This is a genomic window from Pantoea sp. SGAir0215, assembly GCF_043543215.1.
Genome location: NZ_CP028031.1, coordinates 2,147,602 through 2,172,303 on the forward strand (window position 1 = coordinate 2,147,602; position 24,702 = coordinate 2,172,303).

Here is a 24,702-nt window from a genome sequence, read left to right on the forward strand (position 1 = left end):
GTTGTAATGAAAAAGCTAACATTATGGCGTGTCGGTCTGGGATTACTGTTAGGCGTAAGCCTGATGGCGCGTGCCGATCTGATCCGCGACTTAACCACCGTACAGGGTGTGCGTGATAACCAACTGCTGGGTTATGGCCTTGTCGTGGGCCTGGACGGAACAGGCGATCAGACAACGCAGACGCCGTTCACGACCCAAACCGTCAGCAACATGCTGTCGCAACTGGGCATTACCGTGCCGCCGGGCACCAACATGCAGCTCAAAAACGTCGCCGCCGTGATGGTTACCGCCAGGCTGCCTTCGTTTGCCCGCCAGGGCCAGACGCTGGATGTCGTGGTGTCGTCCATGGGTAACGCGAAAAGCCTGCGCGGCGGCACGCTGTTAATGACGCCACTGAAAGGCGTGGATAACCAGGTTTATGCGCTGGCCCAGGGTAACATTCTGGTCGGCGGCGCGGGTGCCGCAGCAGGCGGCAGCAGCGTTCAGGTCAACCAGCTTAACGGTGGACGGATTACCGATGGGGCAACGGTTGAACGTGAACTGCAGAGCAACTTTGGTTCGCAGAATACGATTAACCTGCAGCTGAACACCGAAGATTTCTCCATGGCGCAACGAATTGCTGATGCGATCAACGCCCGTGGCGGATACGGTTCGGCCCAGCCGCTGGACGCCCGTACGGTCCAGGTCCGCGTGTCTCCGAATAATGGTGCGCAGGTTCGTTTACTGGCAGAGATTCAGAACATTGATGTCTCCGTGCCGGTTGAGGATGCCAAAGTCATCATTAACTCACGCACCGGCTCTGTTGTGATGAATCGTGAAGTGAAACTGAACACCTGTGCGGTCGCTCAGGGCAACCTGTCTGTCACGGTCAATCAGCAGCAAAACGTGAGTCAGCCGAACACGCCGCTGGCGGGTGGACAGACTGTCGCTACTACCAATACGCAGATCGATCTGCGTCAGAGCGGCGGTGCGTTGCAACGGGTTAACTCCAGCGCCAACCTGAACAGCGTGGTGCGTGCGCTGAATGCGCTGGGTGCATCGCCTATCGAACTGATGTCTATTTTGCAGTCAATGCAGAGCGCGGGTTGCCTGCGCGCAAAACTGGAAATTATCTGATGAACGATACGCAATCGCTGATGAATGCGGCTTTTGACAGCCGCTCGTTGAACGACCTGAAACGCGATGTCACTGCCGATCCCAAAGGGAAAGCACTGCAGGTCGCGCAGCAGGTTGAAGGGATGTTTGTTCAGATGATGCTGAAGAGTATGCGTGAAGCGTTACCGCAGGACGGCATTCTCAGCAATGAACAGACCAAGCTTTTCACATCAATGTACGATCAGCAGATTGCGCAGGACATCGGTAAACGTGGCCTGGGCCTGGCGGATATCATCGTTAAACAGATGGAACCCGCCAAAGCCCCGGACGAGCGCGCCGGTACGGTGCCGATGAAGCTGGATAACAGTTTCATCATGAGCACCATTGGCGCCACGCCGCTGGAGCAAATGGTGCGCAAAGCTATGCCGCGCCTGCCCGCGCCTTCGCCCACCGGCCTGCCGAGCGACAGTCGTGACTTTATTGCCCAACTGACTCAGCCCGCTCAGGCCGCCAGTCAGCAGAGTGGTATCCCTCATCACCTGATTCTGGCGCAGGCTGCACTGGAGTCAGGCTGGGGGCAACGTCAAATCCTGACCCGTGATGGAAAGCCGAGTTATAACGTCTTTGGCATCAAAGCCAGCGGGAACTGGAAAGGCGAAACGACCGATATCATGACCACAGAATATGAGCACGGTGAAGCTAAAAAGGTGCGTGCGACATTCCGGGTTTACAGTTCTTATTTCGAAGCGTTAAACGACTACGTCAAACTGCTTTCAAATAACCCACGTTATGCGGCTGTCACCAATGCACAGAGCGCGGAGCAGGGCGCCCAGGCATTGCAGGCTGCGGGCTATGCCACCGATCCGAAATATGCGCAAAAACTGATGGGAATGATTCAGCAATTCAAGAGCATGGGTGAAAAAGTGGTGAAAGCTTATAGCCAGGATTTAAGCACATTGTTCTGAGAATTGTGCCTCAAGTTTCACTTAAGCATGCCGATAATAGCAGCAAGAGCCAGGCGCGCCAGCGCACGCTGGCGACCACACTGATGACAGCGACCCGTGTAGCGGGGAATGTAAGGAACCGAGATGTCCAGCATAATTAACTCCGCAATGAGCGGGCTCAGTGCCGCACAGGCCGCCTTAAGCACCACCAGTAATAACATCAGCAATTACACCGTTGCCGGCTATTCACGTCAGACGACGATTCTGGCAGAAGCCAACAGTACCCTGCAGGGAAAAAGTTATTACGGTAACGGGGTTAACGTAACCGGTGTTCAGCGTGAATACGACAGTTTTATCGCAGCGCAGCTGCGTGGGTCTTCAGCCACCTACAATGCGGCAAATACGCAGTATTCGCAGGTCTCCAATATCGACGATCTGATGTCAACCTCGACAACGAGTCTGTCGAGTGCGATTCAGGGCTTCTTTAGCAACATGCAGAACGTGGTCAGTAATGCTAACGATCCCGCAGCGCGTCAGTCTATGCTCAGCAACTCCCAGGGGCTGGTCAATCAGTTTCAGACCCAGGCGCAATATCTGACCAACCTGCAAAACAGCGTCAATACGGACGTTGCGGCCAATGTGGATCAGATCAACACGTTTACCAGTCAGATTGCGAACCTCAATCAGCAAATCGCGAAACTCACTACGGGTAACGGTGCGGTGCCGAATGACTTACTGGACCAACGCGACCAGCTCGTCAACGGACTAAATAATATTGTCGGTGTGACGGTGTCACAACAGGATGGTAGTTATACCGTTTCGATGGCTAACGGCACCTCATTAGTTAACGGCTATCAGACAACCAAAATGGTTGCCATGCCATCAAACAGTGATATTACCCGTACAACAATTGGTTATGTGGATGCACAGGCCGGTAATGTACAGATTCCGGAATCCTCTGTAACAACGGGTTCTCTGGGCGGCCTTCTTAGCTTCCGCTCTCAGGATTTAGACCTTGCTCAAAACCAATTGGGACAGCTTGCGGCCGCTTTTACGACCAGTTTTAACACCGTGCACAAGCAGGGATTCGATAGCAATGGTGATCAGGGCGTCGACTTCTTTACTATTGGCGGCCCAACTGTTCAGGGCAACAGTAAAAACACCTCATCTGCAACGATGACCGCAGCATGGAGCAATGCCAGTGCTCTGCAGGCATCGAATTACACCGTCAGTTATGACGGAACAAACTGGTCAGCTACGCGTTTGTCAGACAATGCCAAAACGACCCTGACGCCCACCACCTCGGGCGGCGTGACGACGCTCAGCCTGGACGGGATGAGTCTGACGGTCAACGGTACGCCGAATGCCAAAGACAGCTTCCTGGTGAAGCCGGTTCAGAACGCTATTACTAACATGTCAGTGGCGATTACCAGCGGCTCGCAGATTGCGGCGGCGGCGGCACCAGGCGGTGAAAGTGATAACCGCAATGCCCAAAATTTACTGGCGCTACAGGATGCCAAAATCGTCAACGGTAATTCTACGTTGTCCCAGGCCTATGGCGCGATGGTGAGTACCGTTGGTAACAAAACACAGGCCCTGAAAACGGCCAGTACAACGCAGCAGAACGTAGTGACGCAGTTAACAAACCGTCAGCAGTCTGTCTCCGGCGTTAACCTGGACGAAGAGTATGCGAACCTGACCAAATACCAGCAATATTACATGGCGAATGCGCAGGTTTTAAAAGCGGCCAGCACCGTTTTTGACGCCCTGCTTAGCATTAACTAAGAGCAGAGGACATCATGCGACTCAGTACAAATATGATTTTTGACCAGCAGGTTCGCGGCGTAAGTGATGCGCAATCCTCCTGGTTGAGTGCGGGCAAACAGCTGTCTACCGGATACAGAGTGTCTAACCCGTCTGACGATCCGATCGCCGCTTCCCGTGCCGTGGTGTTATCGCAAACTCAGGCGCAGGCAAGCCAGTATGCGGTTGCCCGTACCTTCGCCGACCAGGGCTTATCCCTGGAAGAAAACACGCTGGACGGTGTGACAAACAGCATTATGAGCGCGCAGTCGATGATTGTGGCCGCCTCAAACGGCTCATTGAGCGACGATGACCGCGCCTCGTATGCGACGCAGCTGGAAGGGGTGCGTGCGCAGTTACTGAACCAGGTCAACAGCAAAGACGCAAACGGGCGTTATATCTTTGCCGGCTATAAAACTGATACACCACCGTTTGTGGATGGTGCCGGCGGTGTGACCTATCAGGGCGGAACCGACGCGATTACGCAAAAAGTCGATACGGACCGTACGATGACGATCGGTCATACCGGTAACAGCATCGTAATGTCGATCACCAGCAACGCGGTGAAAGAACCGAACGGTGGCACCAGTGAAACGAATTTATTCAATATGCTGGACAGTGCTATCAGTGCGCTAAAAGTGCCCCAGAATGGCGCGGATGATGCCACCAAAGCGACCTTTTCAGCGGCAATGGATAAAACCAACCGTGGTCTGAGCAACTCGCTTAACAACGTGCTCAGCGTGCGTTCCGAGATCGGAACACAGCTGAAAGAGCTGGATACGTTGAATGCGCAGGGTGACGATCGCAAAGTGATTTATGACTCGCAGATGAGTAGCCTGGTGGATGTGGATTACACCCAGGCGATTTCCAGCTACACCATGCAACAACAGGCGCTGCAGGCTTCTTATAAGACCTTCACTGATATGTCTCAGATGTCATTGTTCCAGTTAAATTCATAAAAATTTTAGGCGTACTTTAACCGGGTGCGCTTAGTTTTTCCCATCGTCCTACAGGGACGGTGGGATTTTTTTTGTCTGCGTAATGCCTCTTTCGCTGCTCAATTAACATGGCGACCTGTGCGGAGAACCTTTGCTGCATGATTGACGCTGTGCTGCACGGATCAGGCTAATGTAGCCCTGATTACATACCTCAGGATGATCCCTCCGTGGTGTTTCTGCCCGCATACCTCACCCGAAATGTCCGTAACAGACAATAAAAAACCCGGCCGGAGCCGGGTTTATCACGTCTGCGAACCGTGCTTATGGCTTGGTCGCAGGGGCCGTTGCCTGGTGGGTAGCACTATGGCCGCCCGCAGAACCTTTGCCTTCAAAATTGAAGGAAGGACGCTGCCAGTCGCTGTGACGCGCAGGCTCTGGTTGCCATGCTGGCGCAGGCGCTTTGGTCATTGGGGCTGACGCAAAGTGCTTCCAGCGCGTTTCCGCATTGGCCTGGAGGGCTTCTACAGCAACGTCGCGCGCAGCCACAGGCGCATGCGGTTCGGTGATGGGTGCACCGGTTTCCTCTGCAGCAACCGGTGCATTTAACACCGCGTCAACCTGAGCTTCGGTTGTCGGGCTCACCGCCGTACCGGCCTGCTCTGCGGGCCCAACGTGCTCGTGTTGGGCGACCTCGGGCGCGGCGGTCACGTCGGACTTATGCGCGTCTTCAGCCGTGACATCGGCAGGTTGTGCCTGCTGCGCGACGGCGTCGGCGCGGGCTTCTGCAGCCGCAGGAATCACAGAGGGTTCCTGATGCACAGGAGCATCAATCGCCTGCGTGTCATCCGTATTCACCACAGTAACCGGCGTGTCTGTCTGGGGTTCAGCAACCTGTACTGGATCGGGCTGTGAAACCGGCGCCTCGTCTACGGCCGCTGCCACAGGCAGGGCGATAGCAGGTGCTGTGTCTGCATGGCTGTCGTCCTGTGCGGTTTTCACGGCATCCTGTGTGGTCTGCTCTTCGTTCGTCTGTGCGACCGGATAGCGCACCCAGACTTTGCCTGACGCCATCTCAGGTGAGGCCGAAGCGGCTTCTAATGGCATAGCAGACTGTGTTGGGTAGCGCTCATCGCGGTAACGACGGCGACGCTGACCACTGACGCGCAGATGGCGCGGTGAACGACGAGAGCGACGCGGCATGTTGGCGTTATCACGCGCTTCGGTTTCGTCCGCGTCGTCGACCTGTGAGGCTTCTGCAACCGGCTGAATCTTGCGGGCTTCAACAGATTCTGCTGACTCGACGGCAGCATGCTGAGGCTGATCATTGTTGTCGCCAACACGCACTTTTTGCGTCAGCTGACGCGGTTTGCGGCGTGGCATAGCCTGAACGCGCTCATCGTCCTGTGCTTCAGCCGCAACGGGCTCAGCGGTTTCAACGGCCTGTTCAACCGCGCTGTTCGCTTCCTGCTGGGCACGTTTCTCTTCCTGACGACGACGCTGACGTTCAGCACGCTGTTCACGACGCTGCTGCTGTTGCTCATCGCGTTGCTGGCGAGCTTCATCGCTCAGCGCCGGACGTTCATCACGCGCCTCATTAGACTGCCCCTGACGCTTATTACGACGGTTGTCTTCACGCGGTTCACGATTGTCACGGGTTTCGCGGTTGTCCCGAGATTCACGCTGCTGAGTGGTGTCACCATTACGTGGCGTGCGCTCACGGCGGTTATTGTTACGGCGGTTGTTACGACGATCGCCACGCTGATTGCCGTTCTCCTCACCGCTGGTTTTCTGCGGTTCGGTCACTTCAGCAACGGGCTCTGCCGTGGCAGGCGCAGGCTCACCGGCGAACATTTTTTTCAGGCCCGCCAGCAGGCGACCAACAAAGCCTGTTCCGTTGGATGGCGTTGCAGGGGCGGTTTCAGCAACCGGCGCAGTTCGCGCTTTGGTCGCTTCCGGCGCTGCTTCCGTCGGTGCCGGTGGCGCATCAGGCATCACAAATGCCGCCAGGGCCGGTTGTTCTGGACGACGACGTTCGGCATGTTCTTCTTCCGAAGGCATCGCCATTTCGGCTTCGTGCAGCTTAGGCAGGTGATAGCTCAGCGTCTGCGTTTCTTCACCTTTCCGCACGCGCAACACGGAGTAGTGCGGCGTTTCCATCCGGTCGTCCGGTACGATAACCGCACGCACGCCGCCCTGGCGTTTTTCGATAGCATTGACCGCTTCACGTTTTTCATTCAGCAGGTAAGAGGCCACAGGCACCGGGACAATAGCATGCACTTCTTTGGTGTTGTCCTTCAGGGCTTCTTCTTCGATCAGGCGCAGAATAGACAGTGACAGCGACTCGTTATCACGAATGGTGCCGGTACCGCTACAGCGCGGGCAGACATGATGGCTCGACTCGCCCAGTGACGGGCTGAGACGCTGGCGGGACATTTCCAGCAGGCCAAAACGTGAAATATGGCTGATCTGAATACGGGCGCGATCCTGACGGACCGCCTCACGCAGACGGTTTTCTACCGCGCGCTGATGGCGAACCGGCGTCATATCGATAAAGTCGATAACGATCAAACCGCCGAGGTCGCGCAGGCGTAACTGGCGGGCGATTTCATCTGCTGCTTCGAGGTTCGTGTTAAACGCGGTTTCTTCGATATCGCCACCACGCGTAGCGCGTGCCGAGTTGATATCGATGGCGGTCAGTGCTTCGGTGCTGTCGATAACAATCGAGCCACCGGAAGGCAGGCGCACTTCACGCTGGAAAGCGGACTCGATTTGCGACTCGATTTGATAGTGGCTGAACAACGGGATTTCGCCGGTGTAGAGCTTGATCTTGCTGGTAAAGTCCGGACGGCCCAGAGCCGCAATATGCTGACGCGCCAGTTCCAGGACCTTCGGGTTATCGATAAGAATTTCGCCGATGTCCTGGCGCAGGTAATCGCGGAATGCGCGCACGATTACGTTACTTTCCTGATGAATCAGGAAGGGCGCAGGACGGCTGTCAGCGGCTTTCTTAATCGCTTCCCAGTGTTTCAGACGGAAGCTGAGATCCCACTGCAGCGATTCGGCTGATTTGCCTACACCTGCGGTACGGACAATCAGCCCCATACCATCAGGCAGTTCCAGTGCCGAAAGCGCTTCTTTCAGTTCGGTACGGTCGTCACCTTCAATTCGACGAGAAATGCCGCCCGCGCGCGGGTTGTTCGGCATCAATACCAGATAACTTCCTGCCAGCGAGATAAAGGTGGTCAGCGCGGCGCCTTTATTACCCCGTTCTTCTTTATCGATCTGAACAATAACTTCCTGGCCTTCACGCAGCACATCCTTAATGTTTGGACGACCGTGAGCGTTGTAGGAAGCAGGGAAGTATTCGCGAGAAATTTCTTTGAGAGGGAGGAAACCGTGACGTTCTGCACCGTAGTCGACGAAAGCCGCTTCAAGGCTGGGTTCGATACGGGTGATTTTACCTTTGTAGATATTGGCTTTTTTCTGTTCGTGTCCGGGACTTTCGATATCCAGATCGTACAGACGTTGACCATCAACCAGGGCAACGCGCAACTCCTCCTGCTGAGTTGCGTTAATTAACATTCTTTTCATCGTAACGTACTCGTTATTCTTTCATGAGTGATTAAAGCTGCGGGCATAGTTACCCTGGACGAGTATCAACCGATGGCCCCGTGACTTAGTGCAATGTCGTCAACCTCACGGTTATCGACCGCGCGAGGGGCGCAAATAACGTCGGTGGCCTGTTTTTCATAAGGAACAACAGCACCAGATAGTGGAAATGCGAGAGATAATTCTGTAAACCCGTGCACTCCATCTCATGTCCAGGCCGCAACCCGCAGCCCGCTAAGTGCCTGATTTCGCATTACGTCTTACGCCATTGCTGCGTGTCTGCTCAATCCGACAAAATAACTAATTTCGCTTTTTTTCTTATCTGAATCCTCAGCTAAGAAACCTAAGCATTATTCCACTGCTAACCTTCATATAGCAAGGTGACTTTAACTGACTGATCAATTTTCTTTACATTTTAAGAACCCTGCGACAGAAAGCGCATTCAGGCTGTTGAAAATGCCAGCAATCTGATTGCTCATCCCGACGCTACGCAGAGAGTTAAGCACATAAAAAGGGGTGGCGCTATCAGGGGACACTATTTAGAATCGCCGCCATGAAAACAGAGAATCCCGGCGTACAGTTTGTCGCCATCACGGCTGAAAACGCCGGACAACGTATTGATAACTTTTTGCGCACCCAGTTAAAGGGCGTGCCGAAGAGCATGATTTATCGCATCGTGCGAAAAGGTGAAGTGCGCGTGAATAAAAAACGCATCAAGCCTGAATATAAACTCGAAGAGGGCGATGAGGTGCGCATTCCGCCAGTACGTGTGGCGGAGCGTGATGAGGACGCTGTCTCGCCCAAACTGGCCAAAGTTGCCTCACTGGCTAACGCCATCCTCTTTGAAGACGATCATTTGCTGGTCATGAACAAACCGTCCGGTACAGCCGTACACGGCGGCAGCGGCTTAAGCTTTGGTGTGATTGAAGGACTGCGCGCCCTGCGTCCGGAAGCGCGCTTTCTGGAGCTGGTACATCGCCTTGACCGCGATACGTCCGGCATTTTACTGGTGGCCAAAAAGCGCTCAGCATTGCGTTCGCTGCATGAACAGCTGCGTGAGAAGGGCATGCAGAAAGATTATCTTGCGCTGGTGCAGGGCAACTGGCCCTCGCATATCAAAGTGGTTCAGGCGCCGCTGCTGAAAAATATTCTGCAAAGCGGTGAACGTATGGTGCGTGTCAGCAGTGACGGCAAACCGTCGGAAACCCGCTTTAAAGTGGAAGAACGTTTTGCGTTTGCCACGCTGGTCAAAGCCAGTCCGGTAACCGGGCGTACGCACCAGATTCGTGTACACACCTTGCACGCCGGTCATCCCATCGCCTTTGACGATCGTTACGGCGAGCGCGACTTTGACAGCAAACTGGCCTCTACGGGGCTGGATCGGCTCTTCCTGCACGCGGCTGCGTTGACATTTACGCACCCGAATACAGGGGAAACCCTGCGTATGGAAGCGCCGCTGGATGACACGTTACAGCAGTGCCTGACGAAGCTGCGCCAGCAAAAAAACTGACGCAGGGCGGCATCACGCTCCCAGGGGATTGATGCCCGCTTCACGCAGCATCGCGCTGAGCGCGATAAGCGGTAGTCCCACCAACGCATTCGGATCGCGCCCTTCAAGCCGGTCAAATAAGCAGATGCCCAGTCCTTCACTTTTGAAACTGCCGGCGCACTGTAGCGGTTGCTCTTTCTTTATATAGTTGGTGATGTCGGCCTGACTCAGCGTGCGGAAATGCACGGTAAAAGGTTCACAGCAATGCATCAGTCGCTGGCTGGCAGGGTGGTAGAGGGCGAGGCCGGTATAAAAGGTTACGCGGTTGCCACTGGCAGCGCGTAGCTGTGCTTCTGCGTTCTGCGCCGTATGGGGTTTTCCGGTAATCCTGCCGTTAAGGACGCAGACCTGATCGGAACCAATGATCCAGTGATGTGGATAACGTTCAGCCAGCGCCTGAGCTTTGGCTATGGCCAGGCGCGTAACCAGATCCTCTGCGCGTTCATTTTCTAACGGCGTTTCATCTGTCTGGGGTGAATCTACTGTAAAAGGCAGGCCAAGCTTGCTCAGCAGCGCCTGACGAAACGGTGAGGTTGATGCTAAAAGAATCGATGCTGTCATTTTTTTTCAATATTGATAGCGAATTGGTGGCAGTCATTTTAAACTGTGCGCCGCACTGGATGCGAATAGTGGTTGAAAGATGCTGTCCAACGGCCTTTTTCTTTGACTCTATGTGATTACAAAGTTAATATGCGCGCCCTATGCAAAAGGTAAAATTACCCCTGACGCTGGACCCCGTCCGCACCGCTCAAAAACGCCTTGATTACCAGGGTGTTTATACCTCGCAACAGGTAGAGCGTGTGGCTGAGTCGGTCGTCAGTGTGGACAGTGATGTTGAATGTGCCATGTCGTTCGCGGTTGATAACCAGCGTCTGGCAGTACTGACGGGTACTGCTGATGTTGAGGTTACGCTTCGTTGTCAGCGCTGCAACCAGGTTTTTCCACATCATGTTCACGTAAGCTATTGCTTCAGTCCTGTTTCATCTGATGAGCAGGCCGAGGCGTTGCCGGAAGCGTACGAGCCGGTTGATGTCAACGAATTCGGTGAGATCGACTTGCTGGCGGTTATCGAGGATGAAGTTATTCTCGCGCTGCCTGTGGTTCCGGTGCACGATTCTGAACACTGTGAAGTGTCCGAGGCGGACATGGTCTTTGGCCAATTGCCTGCAGAGGCAGAAAAACCAAACCCATTTGCCGTATTAGCCAGTTTAAAGCGTAAGTAATAGGAGTAAGGTCCATGGCCGTACAACAGAATAAACCCACCCGTTCTAAGCGTGGTATGCGTCGTTCGCACGATGCGCTGACCACTGCTGCTCTGTCAGTAGATAAAGTTTCTGGTGAAACTCATCTGCGTCACCACATCACTGCGGATGGTTACTACCGCGGTCGCAAGGTTATCGTTAAGTAAGATCTTTGCTTAGCAAGGCGATACCTTGACACGTTTGACCCTGGCTATCGATGCCATGGGCGGGGATTTCGGTCCCTGCGTGACGGTGCCTGCAGCATTGCAGGCACTGGCCTCTCATTCGGAACTTATCCTTCTTCTGGTCGGAGACCCCGACATTCTCACGCCATTGCTTGCCAAAGCCGATTCCGCCCTGCTGGCGCGTTTGCAGGTTGTCCCTGCAGAATCCGTTATTGCAAGTGATGCGCGACCCGCACAAGCCATACGTAACAGCCGCGGCAGTTCAATGCGAGTGGCGTTAGAGTTGGTGAAAGAAGGGCGGGCAGAGGCCTGCGTCAGCAGCGGCAATACCGGCGCGCTGATGGGGCTGGCGACATTATTACTGAAGCCGCTGGACGGCATTAAGCGTCCGGCGTTGATGACCGTTTTACCCCACCAACATCAGGGAAAGACGGTCATTCTGGATTTAGGTGCCAACGTCGATTCTGACAGTGCGATGCTGGTGCAGTTTGCGGTAATGGGCGCGGTCATGGCCGAAGAAGTGTTGGGCATAGCGCATCCCCGCGTGGCACTTCTCAATATTGGCCATGAAGAGCATAAAGGGCTTGAAAGCATTCGCGATGCGGCGTTAAGTCTGAAGGCATTACCGCAAATTAATTACATTGGTTACCTTGAAGGTAATGATTTGCTGACCGGCAAAACGGACGTGCTGGTTTGTGATGGTTTCGCTGGAAACATCACACTGAAGACAATGGAAGGCGTGGTAAGAATGTTCCTTTCTCTGCTGAAATCATCGGGAGAAGGTGAAAAGCGGTCGTGGTGGCTGACGTTGCTGGGGCGCTGGGTTAAAAAGCGTTTGGTCAGGCGTTTCGGCCATCTCAACCCCGACCAGTATAATGGCGCTTGTCTGTTAGGATTGCGCGGGACAGTGATCAAGAGTCATGGCGCAGCAAATCAACATGCCTTTGCCATGGCGATCAATCAGGCCGAGCAGGCGGTGAGGCGGCAGGTTCCTGAACACATTGCCGCCCGTCTGGACGCTGTATTAGCCAGGAGTGACAAAGCCTAGATGTTTACCAAAATTATCGGTACGGGCAGTTATTTGCCCAGCCAGGTCCGCACCAATGCCGACCTGGAAAAAATGGTGGAGACCTCGGACGAGTGGATTGTTACCCGTACCGGCATCCGTGAGCGCCGTATTGCTGCGCCGGATGAGACTGTTGCAAGTATGGGCCACCAGGCAGCACAACGTGCCCTGGAGATGGCGGGCGTCGATGCCAATGACGTGGGCCTGATCATTGTGGCGACCACGTCTTCCAGTCATGCCTTCCCCAGCTCTGCCTGCCTGATTCAGCAGATGCTTGAAATCAAAGATTGTGCCGCGTTTGACCTGGCTGCGGCCTGTGCAGGCTTTACTTATGCGTTAAGCGTTGCCGATCAATACATCAAAAATGGTGCAGTGAAACATGCGCTGGTCATCGGTTCTGATGTCCTGGCGCGTACGCTCGATCCTGAAGATCGTGGCACGATCATTCTGTTCGGTGACGGTGCGGGCGCAGTGGTACTGGGTCAAAGTGAAGAGCAGGGCATCATTTCTACCCATCTGCATGCTGATGGCCGTTACGCCAAATTGCTGACGCTGCCTTATCAGGATCGCGCGCATCAGGATCAACCCGCTTACCTGACAATGGCAGGTAATGAAGTCTTCAAAGTGGCCGTGACAGAACTGGCGCACATCGTTGATGAGACCTTGCAGGCGAACAACATTGCGCGTGAAGAGCTGGACTGGCTGGTGCCGCATCAGGCAAACCTTCGCATTATCAGCGCCACGGCGAAAAAACTGGGCATGACCATGGAAAAAGTGGTGGTCACGCTGGATCGTCATGGAAATACCTCAGCCGCATCGGTGCCCAGCGCACTGGATGAAGCCGTGCGCGATGGCCGCATCAAACCCGGACAACTTATTTTGCTGGAAGCCTTTGGTGGCGGATTCACCTGGGGTTCTGCGCTGGTTCGCTTTTGATTGACAGGAACTGAAAATGACGCAACTTGCTTTTGTTTTCCCAGGTCAGGGCTCACAGTCTGTGGGCATGTTGACAGAACTCGCTGCCGCTTATCCGGTGGTTGAAGAGACGTTCCGTGAAGCCTCTGAGGCCCTCGGTTATGATCTGTGGCAGTTAGTGAGCCAGGGGCCCGCGGAAGAGTTGAACAAAACCTGGCAGACGCAGCCTGCGCTGCTGGCCGCTTCTGTGGCGATTTACCGTGTCTGGCAGCAGCAGGGGGGCAAACAGCCTGTGCTGATGGCGGGCCACAGCCTGGGCGAATATTCTGCGCTGGTCTGTGCGGGCGTACTGGATTTCGCGGACGCAATCAAACTGGTTGAACTGCGCGGTAAACTGATGCAGGAAGCCGTGCCAGAAGGCACCGGTGCCATGCAGGCGATCATCGGTCTTGATGATGCGGCCATTGCGAAAGCCTGTGAAGAAAGTGCGCAGGGTGAAGTCGTTTCGCCGGTGAACTTCAATTCGCCAGGCCAGGTCGTTATCGCGGGTAACAAAGATGCGGTAGAACGTGCAGGCGCGGCCTGCAAAGCGGCGGGCGCCAAGCGCGCGTTGCCGCTGCCGGTCAGCGTACCTTCGCATTGTGCACTGATGAAGCCTGCGGCGGAAAAACTGGCACTGACGCTGGAAACGCTCACCTTTAAAGCACCCCAGGTGCCGGTGATTAACAACGTCGACGTGAAAGCCGAAACGGATGCCGACGCGATTCGTCAGGCGCTGATTCGCCAGCTTTACAGCCCGGTACGCTGGACAGAAAGCGTAGAGGCGATGGCTGCGCAGGGCGTGACGCAACTGATTGAAATGGGTCCGGGTAAAGTGCTCACTGGCCTGACCAAACGTATCGTAGATGGCCTGTCTGCGGCAGCGGTGAACGATACTGCGTCATTGACTGCGGCACTTGCACAGGAATAAGAGGAAAATCATGAGCTTTGAAGGTAAAGTAGCGCTGGTAACGGGCGCGAGCCGCGGCATTGGCCGTGCGATTGCAGAAACCCTGGCTGCACGTGGTGCAAAAGTGGTGGGAACTGCAACCAGCCAAAGTGGTGCCGATGCGATCAGTGCTTACCTTGGCGATAAGGGACTGGGCCTGCTGTTAAATGTGACAGATGCCGCTTCCATCGACAGCGTTTTAGAGAAAATTCGCGCTGAATTTGGCGAAGTGGACATTTTGGTCAATAATGCAGGCATTACGCGTGATAATTTACTGATGCGTATGAAAGACGATGAGTGGCAGGATATCCTTGATACCAACCTCACATCAGTTTTCCGTCTTTCTAAGGCGGTGATGCGTGCCATGATGAAAAAGCGCATGGGACGTATCATCACCATTGGTTCCGTTGTCGGAACCATGGGTAATGCGGGTCAGGCAAACTATGCTGCAGCAAAAGCGGGTTTGATTGGCTTTAGCAAATCACTGGCGCGGGAAATCGCGTCACGTGGCATTACCGTCAACGTCGTGGCTCCGGGCTTCATAGAGACCGACATGACGCGGGCACTGAACGAAGATCAACGTTCCGGTATTCTGGCAGAAGTGCCTGCGGGTCGCTTAGGCGAAGCGCAGGAAATTGCTAATGCTGTTGCATTCTTAGCCTCTGACGAAGCAGCCTACATCACGGGTGAGACGCTGCACGTCAATGGCGGCATGTATATGGTCTGATAATCACGAAATCATTTGCATTATTTGCGTATAAAACCGCACAATAGCGTAAATCGTGGTTAGACCAGCCGGGATTTTGTTGCATCTTTTTCAACATTTTATACACTACGAAAACCATCGCGAAAGCGAGTTTTGATAGGAAATTAAATAGTATGAGCGATATCGAACAACGCGTTAAGAAAATCATCAGTGAGCAGCTGGGTGTGAAAGAGGAAGAAGTGACCAACTCTGCATCTTTCGTAGAAGACCTGGGTGCCGATTCTCTTGATACCGTTGAGCTGGTAATGGCTCTGGAAGAAGAGTTTGATACTGAAATTCCAGACGAAGAAGCTGAGAAAATCACTACCGTTCAGGCAGCGATCGACTATATCAATAGCCACAAAGGCTAATGAATATCTTCAGGCGGTCAATTGACCGCCTGAGTTTTATGTTTGCCCCACAATAGTCATTTTTTTCCCTCCCTGGAGGACGAACGTGTCTAAGCGTCGTGTAGTTGTGACTGGTCTTGGCATGTTGTCTCCTGTCGGCAATACCGTAGAGTCTACCTGGAGTGCTCTCCTTGCCGGTCAGAGCGGCATTAACCTGATCGACCATTTTGATACCAGCGCCTATGCAACACGCTTTGCAGGTCTGGTAAGAGATTTCAATTGCGATGACTTTATTTCCCGTAAAGATCAACGCAAGATGGATGACTTCATTCAGTACGGCATCGTGGCAGGCATTCAGGCCATGCAGGACAGCGGTCTTGAAGTGACCGAGGAAAATGCAGGCCGGATTGGCGCGGCAATTGGTTCGGGCATTGGTGGTTTGGGTCTGATTGAAGAAAACCATACCTCGCTGGTGAACGGCGGTCCGCGTAAAATCAGCCCTTTCTTCGTGCCTTCCACAATCGTCAATATGGTGGCGGGACATCTCACCATCATGTATGGCCTGAAAGGCCCCAGCATTTCCATTGCGACCGCCTGTACTTCTGGCGTTCACAACATTGGTCATGCGGCACGTATCATCGCTTATAACGATGCTGACGTGATGCTGGCAGGTGGCGCGGAAAAAGCCAGTACACCATTGGGTGTAGGTGGGTTTGGCGCGGCGCGTGCACTGTCTACACGTAACGACAACCCGCAGGCGGCAAGCCGCCCATGGGATAAAGACCGTGATGGTTTTGTACTGGGCGACGGCGCGGGCATTATCGTACTGGAAGAGTACGAGCATGCTAAGAAGCGTGGCGCTAAAATCTACGCGGAAATCGTGGGCTTTGGGATGAGCAGCGATGCCTATCACATGACCTCGCCACCGGAAGACGGCTCTGGCGCAGCCGCAGCGATGATCAATGCGCTGCGTGATGCACAGATAACGCCTGACAGGATCGGTTACGTCAACGCGCATGGCACGTCAACGCCAGCAGGCGATAAAGCCGAAGCGCAGGCGGTGAAATCAGTGTTTGGTGAGGCTGCCAGCAAGGTTATGGTCAGCTCAACTAAGTCGATGACCGGCCATTTACTGGGTGCGGCAGGCGCGGTTGAATCGATCTATTCGATTCTGGCGCTGCGCGATCAGGCGGTTCCACCGACCCTGAACCTGGATAACCCGGACGAAGGTTGCGATCTTGATTTCGTTCCTCACACTGCACGTCAGGTGTCTGGACTGGAATATACGCTGTGTAACTCTTTCGGTTTCGGTGGCACTAATGGTTCACTGATTTTCCGTAAAATCTAAACCTGGCGTTTATGATTGCTTAAAAGGCCCGCTATGCGGGCCTTTTTTCTGTCCAGCGACGAAGAGAAACCGATAAAATCACCGTCATGACAACCACGATATCGATACGGGAGACGCGGTAATGTGGATTAACGGCATCGAACAATCTCATCTCACGGCCCGCGATCGCGCCGTACAATTTGGCGATGGCTGCTTTACCACGGCCGCTATCATCAAGGGCAATATCGCGCTGTTTGACTGGCATATTCAGCGGCTACAGCAAAGCTGCGAACGCCTGTGGTTACAGAATGTTGACTGGCAGGCTCTGGCGGGGGAAATGCTGCAGGCGGCCTCGGGCCATGACAGCGCGGTGCTTAAAGTCATTATCAGCGCAGGCAGTGGGGGACGCGGTTACAGTCGTGCGGGCTGTAGCGGGCCGACGCGCATTGTCTCGGTCTCTGACTGGCCCGGACACTATGCTGCGTTAGAAAATACCGGTGTCAGGCTGGTGGTCAGTCCGGTCCGGCTGGCACGCAACCCCCAGTTTGCCGGGCTAAAACATCTCAACCGGCTTGAACAGGTGATGATTCGTGCCCATCTTGAGCAGACAGACGCGGATGAAGCGCTGGTGCTTGACACCGAAGGTTGGGTGGTGGAATGCTGTGCGGCCAATTTATTCTGGCGGAGCGGCAACACGATCTTTACGCCCCGGCTGGATCAGGCTGGCGTTGACGGCATTATGCGGCAGAATCTGATAGCGCAAATACATGCAGCGGGACAGAGTTGTCAGGTGGTGCAGGCGACGCTGGCGGCGCTGTTAGCCGCAGACGAAATTGTCATCTGTAATACGCTCATGCCTGTCTTGCCCGTTCGACAACTTGATGCGGTGACCTTTCATCAACGCACATTGTTTAACCAGCTACAGGCAAGCTGTAAAACGATAATGGAAGCAGAATGAGTCGAAGCAAAAAAATTATTGCGGGTGTGCTGGCAGTGCTGCTGGCGGCCGCAGGCGTCAGCTACTGGCAGGTGAAGCAACTTGCTGCCAGCCGTCTGACCCTTTCCCAGGAAACGATTTACACGCTGCCCGCCGGGACGGGCCGTGTGGCGTTAGAAGCCCAGCTGGAAAGTCAGCATATTATTCCCCACAGCATCTGGTTTGGCGCGTTGCTGAAGTTTGAGCCTGAACTGGCAAAATTCAAAGCCGGGACCTATCGTCTGGAACCGTCAATGACGGTGCGCGAGCTACTGGCGTTGCTGGCCAGCGGCAAAGAGGCCCAGTTCCCGCTGCGCTTTGTAGAAGGACAACGCCTGCAGGAGTGGCTGAGTGAATTACGCCAGGCACCCTATGTAAAACATACGTTGCCTGATGATAAGTATGCCACCGTGGCAAAAGCGCTCAGGCTGGATGAAAATCAGCTGGAAGGGGGCTTCTGCCCGGATACCTATCTGTATACCGCCAATACAACGGATATTGCGTTGCTGACGCGTGCGCATCAGCGAATGCAAAAGATGGTTGATGAAGTCTGGCAAGGCCGCATGGACAACCTGCCTTACAAGAATGAGCAGGAGATGGTGACGATGGCGTCGATCATTGAAAAAGAGACGGGCGTCAGTGAAGAGCGGGCGAAAGTGGCCTCTGTGTTTATTAACCGACTGCGGACGGGCATGCGCCTGCAGACCGATCCGACCGTGATTTACGGTATGGGCGCAGCCTACAATGGCACGCTGACGCGCAAAGATCTGGAAACAGCGACGCCGTACAATACCTATATCATCAGTGGTTTGCCGCCAGGCCCGATAGCGATGCCGAGTAAGGCCTCATTGATTGCCGCCGCCCATCCGGAAAAGACCAACTACCTCTATTTTGTGGCGGATGGCAAAGGTGGACATACGTTCACGACCAATCTTGCCAGCCACAACAAGGCCGTCCAGGCTTACCGGCTTGCGTTAAAGGAAAAAAATGGACAGTAAGTTTATTGTGATCGAGGGCCTGGAAGGCGCGGGAAAAACCACGGCCCGTGAGGCCATTGTGGCAACGTTACAGGCACACGGGATTGAAGACATCGTCTTTACCCGTGAACCCGGCGGTACGCCGCTGGCTGAACAGCTCCGTATTCTGGTGAAGCAGGGCATTGAGGGCGAGCAGGTGACCGATAAAGCGGAACTGTTAATGCTGTACGCCGCCCGTGTCCAGCTGGTCGAAACCGTGATTAAACCGGCCCTTGCGCGCGGCGCCTGGGTGGTGGGCGATCGGCATGATCTCTCCTCTCAGGCTTACCAGGGCGGCGGCCGTGGGGTTGATGCCGAACTGATGCGTACATTGCGTGATACGGTGCTGGGGGATTTTCGTCCTGACCTGACGTTGTATCTGGATGTCACACCGGAAACAGGATTACAACGTGCCCGCGCTCGTGGTGCGCTGGATCGCATCGAGCAGGAGTCACTGCGCTTTTTCGAACGCACACGTAACCGCTATCTGGCCCTGGCGGCAGAAGATGCGACGATTCGGACAATCGATGCGACGCAGCCTCTGGAACAGGTGACCACCGCGCTGCAATCCACATTGTCTGCCTGGCTGGCGGAACAGCGGGCATGAACTGGTATCCCTGGCTAAACCAGCCTTACCGGCAGGTGATTGCACAGCACCAGGCGGATCGCGCGCATCACGCGCTGCTGGTGAATGCCATGGAAGGCATGGGCGATGATGCCCTGGTGTGGGGAATGAGCCGCTGGCTGATGTGTCAGCGCCGCGACGGACTGAAAAGCTGCGGTCACTGTCATGGCTGTCAACTGATGCAGGCAAACACGCATCCTGACTGGTACCGGCTGGAAGCCGAAAAAGGCAAAGCCACGCTCGGCATTGATGCCGTGCGCCAGGTGACGGAAAAAATGTACCACCATGCACAGCAGGGCGGGGCTAAAGTCGTCTGGCTACCCGATGCGTCGCAGCTCAGTGATGCGGCAGCGAACGCCTTGCTGAAAACCCTTGAAGAACCGCCGGCAAACAGCTGGTTCTTTCTGAGCAGTCGTGAACCTTCGCGTTTGCTGGCGACGCTGCGCAGCCGCTGTATGGTGTTAACGCTGGCACCGCCAGACGAAGCCCACAGTCTGGCATGGCTCAGAAAGCAGGGAGCGTATGACGAGTCACACTTACTGGCTGCGCTGCGCCTGAGTGCGGGCGCGCCCGGTGCCGCCCTGGCGCTGCTGGATGAGCGAGCATGGCAGGCAAGGCAGGCACTCTGTGATGCCCTTGTCAGCGCCCTGCAACAGGACATCCTGCAACTGCTTCCAGTACTGAATACTGATAACCCAGGCACGCGCATAGGCTGGCTGCTGGCGTTGATACTGGATGCCATCAAGTGGCAGCAGGGTGCGACACAGTGGCTGACCAATGTGGATCGTCAGGATGTAGTGGCGATGCTGGCGCAGCATTTCTCGCAAACGGCGCTGAACAACAGCGCTCAGGACTGGATGCGCTGCCGCGAAACGCTGTCAGAGGTTGCGGCAGTGAATCGTGAACTTTTGTTAACTGACAGGCTACTGAGCTGGGCGGACAACCTGAAGCCCGCAGTACCCGGCTGACTGAGAAAACTATGTTTATTGTTGATTCCCACTGCCATCTTGATGGCCTTGACTATGAAAAAAACCATCAGGATCTTGATGACGTGATCGCGAAAGCGGCAGCGCGCGACGTCAGGTTTATGCTGGCGATTGCCACAACGTTACCTGGCTTTAGCACGTTAAAGGCGCTGGTAGGCGGTCGCGAAAATATCGCACTCTCCTGCGGTGTACATCCGCTGAACCAGGAGGAACCTTACGATGTCGACGAATTCCGTCGGCTGGCCGCCGATCCACAGGTGGTGGCCTTGGGTGAAACCGGACTGGATTATTATTACCAGCAGGAAACCAAAGCGCAGCAGCAGCACTCGTTTCGCGAGCATATCCGTACCGGGATCGCGCTGAACAAGCCGATCATCGTGCACACGCGTGATGCGCGTGAAGATACCCTGGCGATTCTGCGTGAAGAACAGGTTGAACGCTGCGGCGGTGTACTACACTGTTTTACGGAAGATCAGGCGACAGCGGCGAAGCTGCTGGATATGGGGTTCTACATTTCTTTCTCAGGGATCGTGACGTTCCGTAATGCTGAGCAGATACGCGAGGCGGCACGCTATGTTCCCCTTGATCGTATTCTGGTTGAAACCGATTCGCCCTATCTGGCACCTGTACCTTATCGCGGCAAGGAGAATCAACCGGCCTATACACGCGATGTAGCGGACTATCTGGCGGTACTGAAAGGCGTGGATATCGAGACGCTGGCGGCAACCACCACGCAGAATTTCTCCACGCTTTTCCATATCCCCATGAGCCGCCTCGGCGCCTGACAGTTAGTTTATTTCAGGCTTTGTAATAAATACGAAATATCCGCTGCTGACTCTGTTTTTGTCCAACAGAGTCAGAGGATTTCGCTGAAAAAATAGGCGGTTATGCACGTATGTTTACCCATCTGAGCGCTCTGGTTTGCGAAACGTGATAGCCGTCAAAGTAACGAGGCGTAATTTATTTTACCCTTCGTAATAAATCAAAATGGCGGATAACGCCAACCGGTAAAGAACCTCCCTCTTTACCACGCGCACTGCGCGAAAAACGCACTCATACTCAGGAGTTTCACGTTATGTTCAAAAACGCTTTTGCCAACTTACAAAAGGTTGGTAAATCGCTCATGCTGCCGGTGTCGGTTCTGCCTATCGCCGGTATTTTATTAGGAGTAGGTTCCGCCAATTTTAGCTGGTTACCTGTGGTCGTCTCACATGTTATGGCGGAAGCGGGCGGCTCGGTCTTTGCGAATATGCCGTTGATTTTTGCCATCGGTGTTGCGCTGGGCTTTACCAATAACGATGGCGTTTCGGCCCTGGCGGCGGTAGTGGCTTATGGCATCATGGTGAAAACCATGGCCGTGGTGGCACCGTTAGTGCTGCATCTGCCTGCGGCAGAAATTGAGGCCAAACACCTGGCGGACACCGGTGTGCTGGGCGGTATTATTGCCGGCTCCATCGCGGCTTACATGTTCAACCGCTTCTATCGCATCAAGCTGCCTGAGTATCTGGGCTTTTTTGCGGGCAAGCGCTTTGTGCCGATTATTTCCGGTCTGGCGGCTATCGCGATGGGCCTGGTACTGTCATTTATCTGGCCGCCGGTCGGTTCAGCGATTCAGGATTTCTCACAGTGGGCAGCCTATCAGAACCCTGTGGTCGCTTTTGGTATTTACGGCGTGGTTGAACGTGCGCTGGTGCCATTTGGTCTGCACCACATCTGGAACGTCCCTTTCCAGATGCAGATTGGTGAATATACCAATGCGGCAGGTCAGGTCTTCCACGGCGATATTCCGCGCTATATGGCGGGTGACCCAACCGCAGGTAAACTGTCGGGTGGCTTCCTGTTTAAGATGTATGGCTTGCCTGCGGCCGCCATTGCGATTTGGCATTCGGCAAAACCAGAAAACCGGGCGAAAGTGGGCGGCATCATGATTTCGGCTGCACTGACCTCGTTCCTGACCGGGATTACCGAACCGATCGAATTCTCGTTCATGTTCGTTGCGCCTGTCCTGTATGTCATCCATGCGATCCTGGCCGGTCTGGCGTTCCCGATTTGTATTCTGCTCGGCATGCGTGATGGCACCAGCTTCTCTCACGGACTGATCGACTTTATCGTTCTGAGTGGTAACAGCAGCAAAATCTGGCTGTTCCCGATCATCGGGATGATTTATGCGGCGGTTTACTACACCTTGTTCCGTGTGCTGATCGTTAAGCTGGATCTGAAAACGCCAGGCCGTGAAGACAGCGCCAGCGAGCAGTCGTCATCAGCAACCGGCACCGAAATGGCGGGCAAACTGGTTACGGCGTTTGGCGGTAAAGATAACATTACCAACCTGGATGCCTGTATTACCCGTCTGCGCGTCAGCGTGGAGGATGTCAGCAAGGTCGATCAAACAGAACTGAAAAACCTGGGTGCACGCGGTGTGGTCGTGGCAGGTTCAGGAGTTCAGGCCATTTTCGGCACTAAATCTGATAACCTGAAAACCGATATGGATGACTATATCCGTAAAATGTAACAGGCCGTAGCGTACGTTTTTGCCTTTCATAAACAGCGTTGAGTTCCGACTCAACGCTGTTTTTTTATGGCATGACATAACGGCATGACGGCGATAACCTGTTTTGGGCTGGCTTTAGCTGGCCTGACGCGTCACAAATTTAGAGGTCGTCTGCAACAGCAGATCGGACAACCGTTGCAGCTGAGCTGTGGCCGCCGCCGTTTCTTCAACCAGTGCCGCATTCTGCTGCGTATCGCTGTCCATCTGCGCCACGGCAATGCCGACCTGTTTCACGCCGGTGCTCTGCTCATGGCTTCCGGTGCTGATTTCGGCAACCAGATCGTTAACGCGATGAATCTCTTTCACCACCGCCTTCATGGTCTCGCCCGCCACGCTGACATTATTCACCCCGGTTGCTACCCGCGAGTGGCTCTCCGTAATCAACGCTTTGATTTCCTGAGCCGCCACGGCGCTGCGTTGTGCCAGACTGCGAACCTCACCGGCTACCACAGCAAAACCCCGTCCCTGATCGCCCGCCCGGGCCGCTTCGACCGCCGCGTTAAGCGCCAGGATATTGGTCTGAAAAGCAATTCCGTCAATCACGCTAATGATTTCACCTATCCGGCTGCTGCTGTCCTGGATAGCGTGCATGGTCTCTTCTACATCCGAGACGGACTGGCCGCCGCTGGCCACAATCTGAAACGCGTGTTTGACGACATCATTGGCCACCCGCGCATTATCTGCATTGCTCTGTACTGCCGAAGAGAGCTGTTCCATTGAGGCGCTGGTTTCTTCCAGTGCAGATGCCTGAGGCTCGGTACGGCGTGACAAATCCTGCGTGCCGTTGGCGATTTCTGCGGAGGATTTTGCCACCTGCTCAGCGGCATCCTGGACTTCACTGATCAGATCGCGGATGTGCTGACGCATCACAGACAACTGAAAAATCAGGCTGGAGGTATCACCGGGTTTTGTTTCGTTGTGCCCGTGAAGGTCACCGCGCGCAATCAGTCCCGCCATGTGGACCGCCACTTCCGGTTCCGCCCCCAGTTGCTTCATGACAGAGATAAAAATCAGCGTACCGAGTACGCCGCCGGCGAGGAAGGTCAGACCGATTAACAGAATGAGCGTGAACGAGGTACTGTCTATGTGGGAAACATTGTCATCAATGACCTGATGCACAGAGGCGTTGTAAATCTTCACGGCCTCCAGCAGCGGATCTCTGACAGCGACGTGCAGGCGGTCGGTGTGCGTGGCAATTTCCTTCAGGGCGCCCGGAATGTCGTTATTGTTCGCCAGCGCATAAACCCGCTGCATAGAGGCCAGATAGTCCGGCCAGGCCTGCAACACTTTTTGCGTAATCGCGACCAACGCGGGATCCTGGGACTGTTTCAGAAAATCCACTGCGGTCTGGACCGACTGCTGTGATTTTTGGTTAAATTTTATCGTATTTTGACGGGATTCGGCCGCGGTGACGTTGCCACCCGGAAAAACATACGCATAGCCCCGACGAAAGTGGGTCGCCATTTCGCGGGCCGCCACGTTCATCATCTGAACCGGCTCAAGCCGCGATGTGTATAACCGCTGTTCTGACGTCGCCAGTGTTCTGAGAGAATGAAGACAGATAACGGCAATAATGACCATGGCGATGAGGAAAAAAGCGGTGAGAAAAATCAGTCGGTGTGACAGTTTAACGCGTTGTAAGAATCGCATAATTAACATCCTGTTTAACGGTTAATTGTAATCGTTTTCATTCAGGCACGTTATTGCGCATCAAGATTTAACGGCCTGAAGCGGTGTAAAACGCGACGGGCTCGGGATCAAACTAATCCGACACGTTATTTATAGTTTCGGCA

General features: G+C 54.5%; 22 protein-coding genes. 19 read left to right on the forward strand and 3 right to left on the reverse strand.

The window, feature by feature from the left end; genetic code table 11:
• Positions 1-6 precede the first annotated feature (6 nt).
• The 4 genes from C1N64_RS10140 (at position 7) to flgL (ending at position 4,801) form a co-directional block, all read left to right on the forward strand.
• The gene (locus tag C1N64_RS10140) at positions 7-1,116 is read left to right on the forward strand and encodes a flagellar basal body P-ring protein FlgI (RefSeq protein WP_006118822.1); all 1,110 of its coding nucleotides are present in this window, start codon (positions 7-9) and stop codon (positions 1,114-1,116) included.
• Positions 1,116-2,060 (forward strand): flagellar assembly peptidoglycan hydrolase FlgJ, encoded by a 945-nt coding sequence (gene flgJ, locus C1N64_RS10145; protein WP_324028641.1) that lies wholly within the window; start codon positions 1,116-1,118, stop codon positions 2,058-2,060. Before C1N64_RS10140 ends, flgJ begins: the two co-directional genes overlap by 1 nt.
• Positions 2,061-2,183: 123 nt before the next feature.
• Positions 2,184-3,824 carry a flagellar hook-associated protein FlgK gene (flgK, locus tag C1N64_RS10150; protein ID WP_006118824.1) on the forward strand — a complete coding sequence of 547 codons (1,641 nt, stop codon included), beginning with the start codon at positions 2,184-2,186 and terminating at the stop codon, positions 3,822-3,824.
• Positions 3,825-3,838: 14 nt separating this feature from the next.
• On the forward strand, positions 3,839-4,801 hold the full coding sequence (gene flgL, locus C1N64_RS10155; RefSeq protein WP_006118825.1) for a flagellar hook-associated protein FlgL: 963 nt from the start codon (positions 3,839-3,841) through the stop codon (positions 4,799-4,801).
• Positions 4,802-5,101: 300 nt separating this feature from the next.
• Here flgL and rne read toward each other — a convergent pair whose 3' ends face one another.
• On the reverse strand, positions 5,102-8,371 hold the full coding sequence (gene rne / locus C1N64_RS10160) for a ribonuclease E (protein ID WP_394515470.1): 3,270 nt from the start codon (positions 8,369-8,371) through the stop codon (positions 5,102-5,104).
• A gap of 571 nt (positions 8,372-8,942) precedes the next feature.
• On the opposite strand from rne, the gene rluC reads away from it, so the two are divergent.
• Positions 8,943-9,899 (forward strand): 23S rRNA pseudouridine(955/2504/2580) synthase RluC, encoded by a 957-nt coding sequence (gene rluC / locus C1N64_RS10165; RefSeq protein WP_039341117.1) that lies wholly within the window; start codon positions 8,943-8,945, stop codon positions 9,897-9,899.
• A gap of 12 nt (positions 9,900-9,911) precedes the next feature.
• On the opposite strand, the gene C1N64_RS10170 is transcribed toward rluC, so the two are convergent.
• Positions 9,912-10,499: a Maf family protein gene (locus C1N64_RS10170; RefSeq protein WP_394515471.1), complete on the reverse strand. Its 588-nt coding sequence runs from the start codon at positions 10,497-10,499 to the stop codon at positions 9,912-9,914.
• Positions 10,500-10,639: 140 nt separating this feature from the next.
• Between C1N64_RS10170 and yceD the strand changes: the two genes are divergently transcribed.
• The 14 genes from yceD (at position 10,640) to ptsG (ending at position 22,870) form a co-directional block, all read left to right on the forward strand.
• Positions 10,640-11,161, forward strand: a complete 522-nt coding sequence (gene yceD / locus C1N64_RS10175; RefSeq protein ID WP_006118829.1) for a 23S rRNA accumulation protein YceD — start codon at positions 10,640-10,642, stop codon at positions 11,159-11,161.
• Positions 11,162-11,175: 14 nt separating this feature from the next.
• Positions 11,176-11,346, forward strand: a complete 171-nt coding sequence (gene rpmF / locus C1N64_RS10180; RefSeq protein ID WP_003849870.1) for a 50S ribosomal protein L32 — start codon at positions 11,176-11,178, stop codon at positions 11,344-11,346.
• Positions 11,347-11,371: 25 nt separating this feature from the next.
• Positions 11,372-12,412, forward strand: coding sequence for a phosphate acyltransferase PlsX (gene plsX, locus C1N64_RS10185; RefSeq protein WP_033737556.1), 1,041 nt, complete (start codon positions 11,372-11,374; stop codon positions 12,410-12,412).
• Positions 12,413-13,366: a beta-ketoacyl-ACP synthase III gene (locus C1N64_RS10190; RefSeq protein ID WP_006118831.1), complete on the forward strand. Its 954-nt coding sequence runs from the start codon at positions 12,413-12,415 to the stop codon at positions 13,364-13,366.
• A 16-nt stretch (positions 13,367-13,382) separates the two neighbouring features.
• On the forward strand, positions 13,383-14,315 hold the full coding sequence (gene fabD / locus C1N64_RS10195) for an ACP S-malonyltransferase (RefSeq protein WP_006118832.1): 933 nt from the start codon (positions 13,383-13,385) through the stop codon (positions 14,313-14,315).
• Between the two features lie 10 nt (positions 14,316-14,325).
• Positions 14,326-15,060 carry a 3-oxoacyl-ACP reductase FabG gene (gene fabG, locus C1N64_RS10200; RefSeq protein ID WP_006118833.1) on the forward strand — a complete coding sequence of 245 codons (735 nt, stop codon included), beginning with the start codon at positions 14,326-14,328 and terminating at the stop codon, positions 15,058-15,060.
• A gap of 152 nt (positions 15,061-15,212) precedes the next feature.
• Positions 15,213-15,449, forward strand: coding sequence for an acyl carrier protein (gene acpP / locus C1N64_RS10205; protein ID WP_003849865.1), 237 nt, complete (start codon positions 15,213-15,215; stop codon positions 15,447-15,449).
• 85 nt (positions 15,450-15,534) lie between these two features.
• Positions 15,535-16,776, forward strand: coding sequence for a beta-ketoacyl-ACP synthase II (fabF, locus tag C1N64_RS10210; protein ID WP_164483133.1), 1,242 nt, complete (start codon positions 15,535-15,537; stop codon positions 16,774-16,776).
• 121 nt (positions 16,777-16,897) lie between these two features.
• Complete coding sequence (gene pabC / locus C1N64_RS10215) at positions 16,898-17,713, forward strand: aminodeoxychorismate lyase (protein WP_110267680.1); 816 nt, start codon at positions 16,898-16,900, stop codon at positions 17,711-17,713.
• The gene (gene yceG, locus C1N64_RS10220) at positions 17,710-18,729 is read left to right on the forward strand and encodes a cell division protein YceG (protein WP_033737554.1); all 1,020 of its coding nucleotides are present in this window, start codon (positions 17,710-17,712) and stop codon (positions 18,727-18,729) included. The genes pabC and yceG overlap by 4 nt, the downstream gene beginning before the upstream one ends.
• Complete coding sequence (gene tmk, locus C1N64_RS10225; RefSeq protein ID WP_033737553.1) at positions 18,719-19,354, forward strand: dTMP kinase; 636 nt, start codon at positions 18,719-18,721, stop codon at positions 19,352-19,354. The genes yceG and tmk overlap by 11 nt, the downstream gene beginning before the upstream one ends.
• Entirely contained in the window at positions 19,351-20,340 is a 990-nt protein-coding gene (gene holB / locus C1N64_RS10230; RefSeq protein WP_164483136.1) for a DNA polymerase III subunit delta', read from the forward strand. The genes tmk and holB overlap by 4 nt, the downstream gene beginning before the upstream one ends.
• A gap of 11 nt (positions 20,341-20,351) precedes the next feature.
• Positions 20,352-21,143 carry a metal-dependent hydrolase gene (locus tag C1N64_RS10235; RefSeq protein WP_039341084.1) on the forward strand — a complete coding sequence of 264 codons (792 nt, stop codon included), beginning with the start codon at positions 20,352-20,354 and terminating at the stop codon, positions 21,141-21,143.
• 290 nt (positions 21,144-21,433) lie between these two features.
• Positions 21,434-22,870, forward strand: a complete 1,437-nt coding sequence (gene ptsG, locus C1N64_RS10240) for a PTS glucose transporter subunit IIBC (RefSeq protein WP_394515472.1) — start codon at positions 21,434-21,436, stop codon at positions 22,868-22,870.
• Positions 22,871-22,984: 114 nt separating this feature from the next.
• On the opposite strand, the gene C1N64_RS10245 is transcribed toward ptsG, so the two are convergent.
• The gene (locus C1N64_RS10245; protein WP_394515473.1) at positions 22,985-24,559 is read right to left on the reverse strand and encodes a methyl-accepting chemotaxis protein; all 1,575 of its coding nucleotides are present in this window, start codon (positions 24,557-24,559) and stop codon (positions 22,985-22,987) included.
• Positions 24,560-24,702 lie beyond the last annotated feature (143 nt).

What these genes read in the sequence shown, in the direction of transcription:
- C1N64_RS10140 (WP_006118822.1), top strand. Translation starts at nt 7, where the DNA reads ATGAAAAAGCTAACATTATGGCGTGTCGGTCTGGGATTACTGTTAGGC.
- flgJ (WP_324028641.1), top strand. Translation starts at nt 1,116, where the DNA reads ATGAACGATACGCAATCGCTGATGAATGCGGCTTTTGACAGCCGCTCG.
- flgK (WP_006118824.1), top strand. Translation starts at nt 2,184, where the DNA reads ATGTCCAGCATAATTAACTCCGCAATGAGCGGGCTCAGTGCCGCACAG.
- flgL (WP_006118825.1), top strand. Translation starts at nt 3,839, where the DNA reads ATGCGACTCAGTACAAATATGATTTTTGACCAGCAGGTTCGCGGCGTA.
- rne (WP_394515470.1), bottom strand. Translation starts at nt 8,371, where the DNA reads ATGAAAAGAATGTTAATTAACGCAACTCAGCAGGAGGAGTTGCGCGTT.
- rluC (WP_039341117.1), top strand. Translation starts at nt 8,943, where the DNA reads ATGAAAACAGAGAATCCCGGCGTACAGTTTGTCGCCATCACGGCTGAA.
- C1N64_RS10170 (WP_394515471.1), bottom strand. Translation starts at nt 10,499, where the DNA reads ATGACAGCATCGATTCTTTTAGCATCAACCTCACCGTTTCGTCAGGCG.
- yceD (WP_006118829.1), top strand. Translation starts at nt 10,640, where the DNA reads ATGCAAAAGGTAAAATTACCCCTGACGCTGGACCCCGTCCGCACCGCT.
- rpmF (WP_003849870.1), top strand. Translation starts at nt 11,176, where the DNA reads ATGGCCGTACAACAGAATAAACCCACCCGTTCTAAGCGTGGTATGCGT.
- C1N64_RS10190 (WP_006118831.1), top strand. Translation starts at nt 12,413, where the DNA reads ATGTTTACCAAAATTATCGGTACGGGCAGTTATTTGCCCAGCCAGGTC.
- fabD (WP_006118832.1), top strand. Translation starts at nt 13,383, where the DNA reads ATGACGCAACTTGCTTTTGTTTTCCCAGGTCAGGGCTCACAGTCTGTG.
- fabG (WP_006118833.1), top strand. Translation starts at nt 14,326, where the DNA reads ATGAGCTTTGAAGGTAAAGTAGCGCTGGTAACGGGCGCGAGCCGCGGC.
- acpP (WP_003849865.1), top strand. Translation starts at nt 15,213, where the DNA reads ATGAGCGATATCGAACAACGCGTTAAGAAAATCATCAGTGAGCAGCTG.
- pabC (WP_110267680.1), top strand. Translation starts at nt 16,898, where the DNA reads ATGTGGATTAACGGCATCGAACAATCTCATCTCACGGCCCGCGATCGC.
- yceG (WP_033737554.1), top strand. Translation starts at nt 17,710, where the DNA reads ATGAGTCGAAGCAAAAAAATTATTGCGGGTGTGCTGGCAGTGCTGCTG.
- tmk (WP_033737553.1), top strand. Translation starts at nt 18,719, where the DNA reads ATGGACAGTAAGTTTATTGTGATCGAGGGCCTGGAAGGCGCGGGAAAA.
- holB (WP_164483136.1), top strand. Translation starts at nt 19,351, where the DNA reads ATGAACTGGTATCCCTGGCTAAACCAGCCTTACCGGCAGGTGATTGCA.
- C1N64_RS10235 (WP_039341084.1), top strand. Translation starts at nt 20,352, where the DNA reads ATGTTTATTGTTGATTCCCACTGCCATCTTGATGGCCTTGACTATGAA.
- ptsG (WP_394515472.1), top strand. Translation starts at nt 21,434, where the DNA reads ATGTTCAAAAACGCTTTTGCCAACTTACAAAAGGTTGGTAAATCGCTC.
- C1N64_RS10245 (WP_394515473.1), bottom strand. Translation starts at nt 24,559, where the DNA reads ATGCGATTCTTACAACGCGTTAAACTGTCACACCGACTGATTTTTCTC.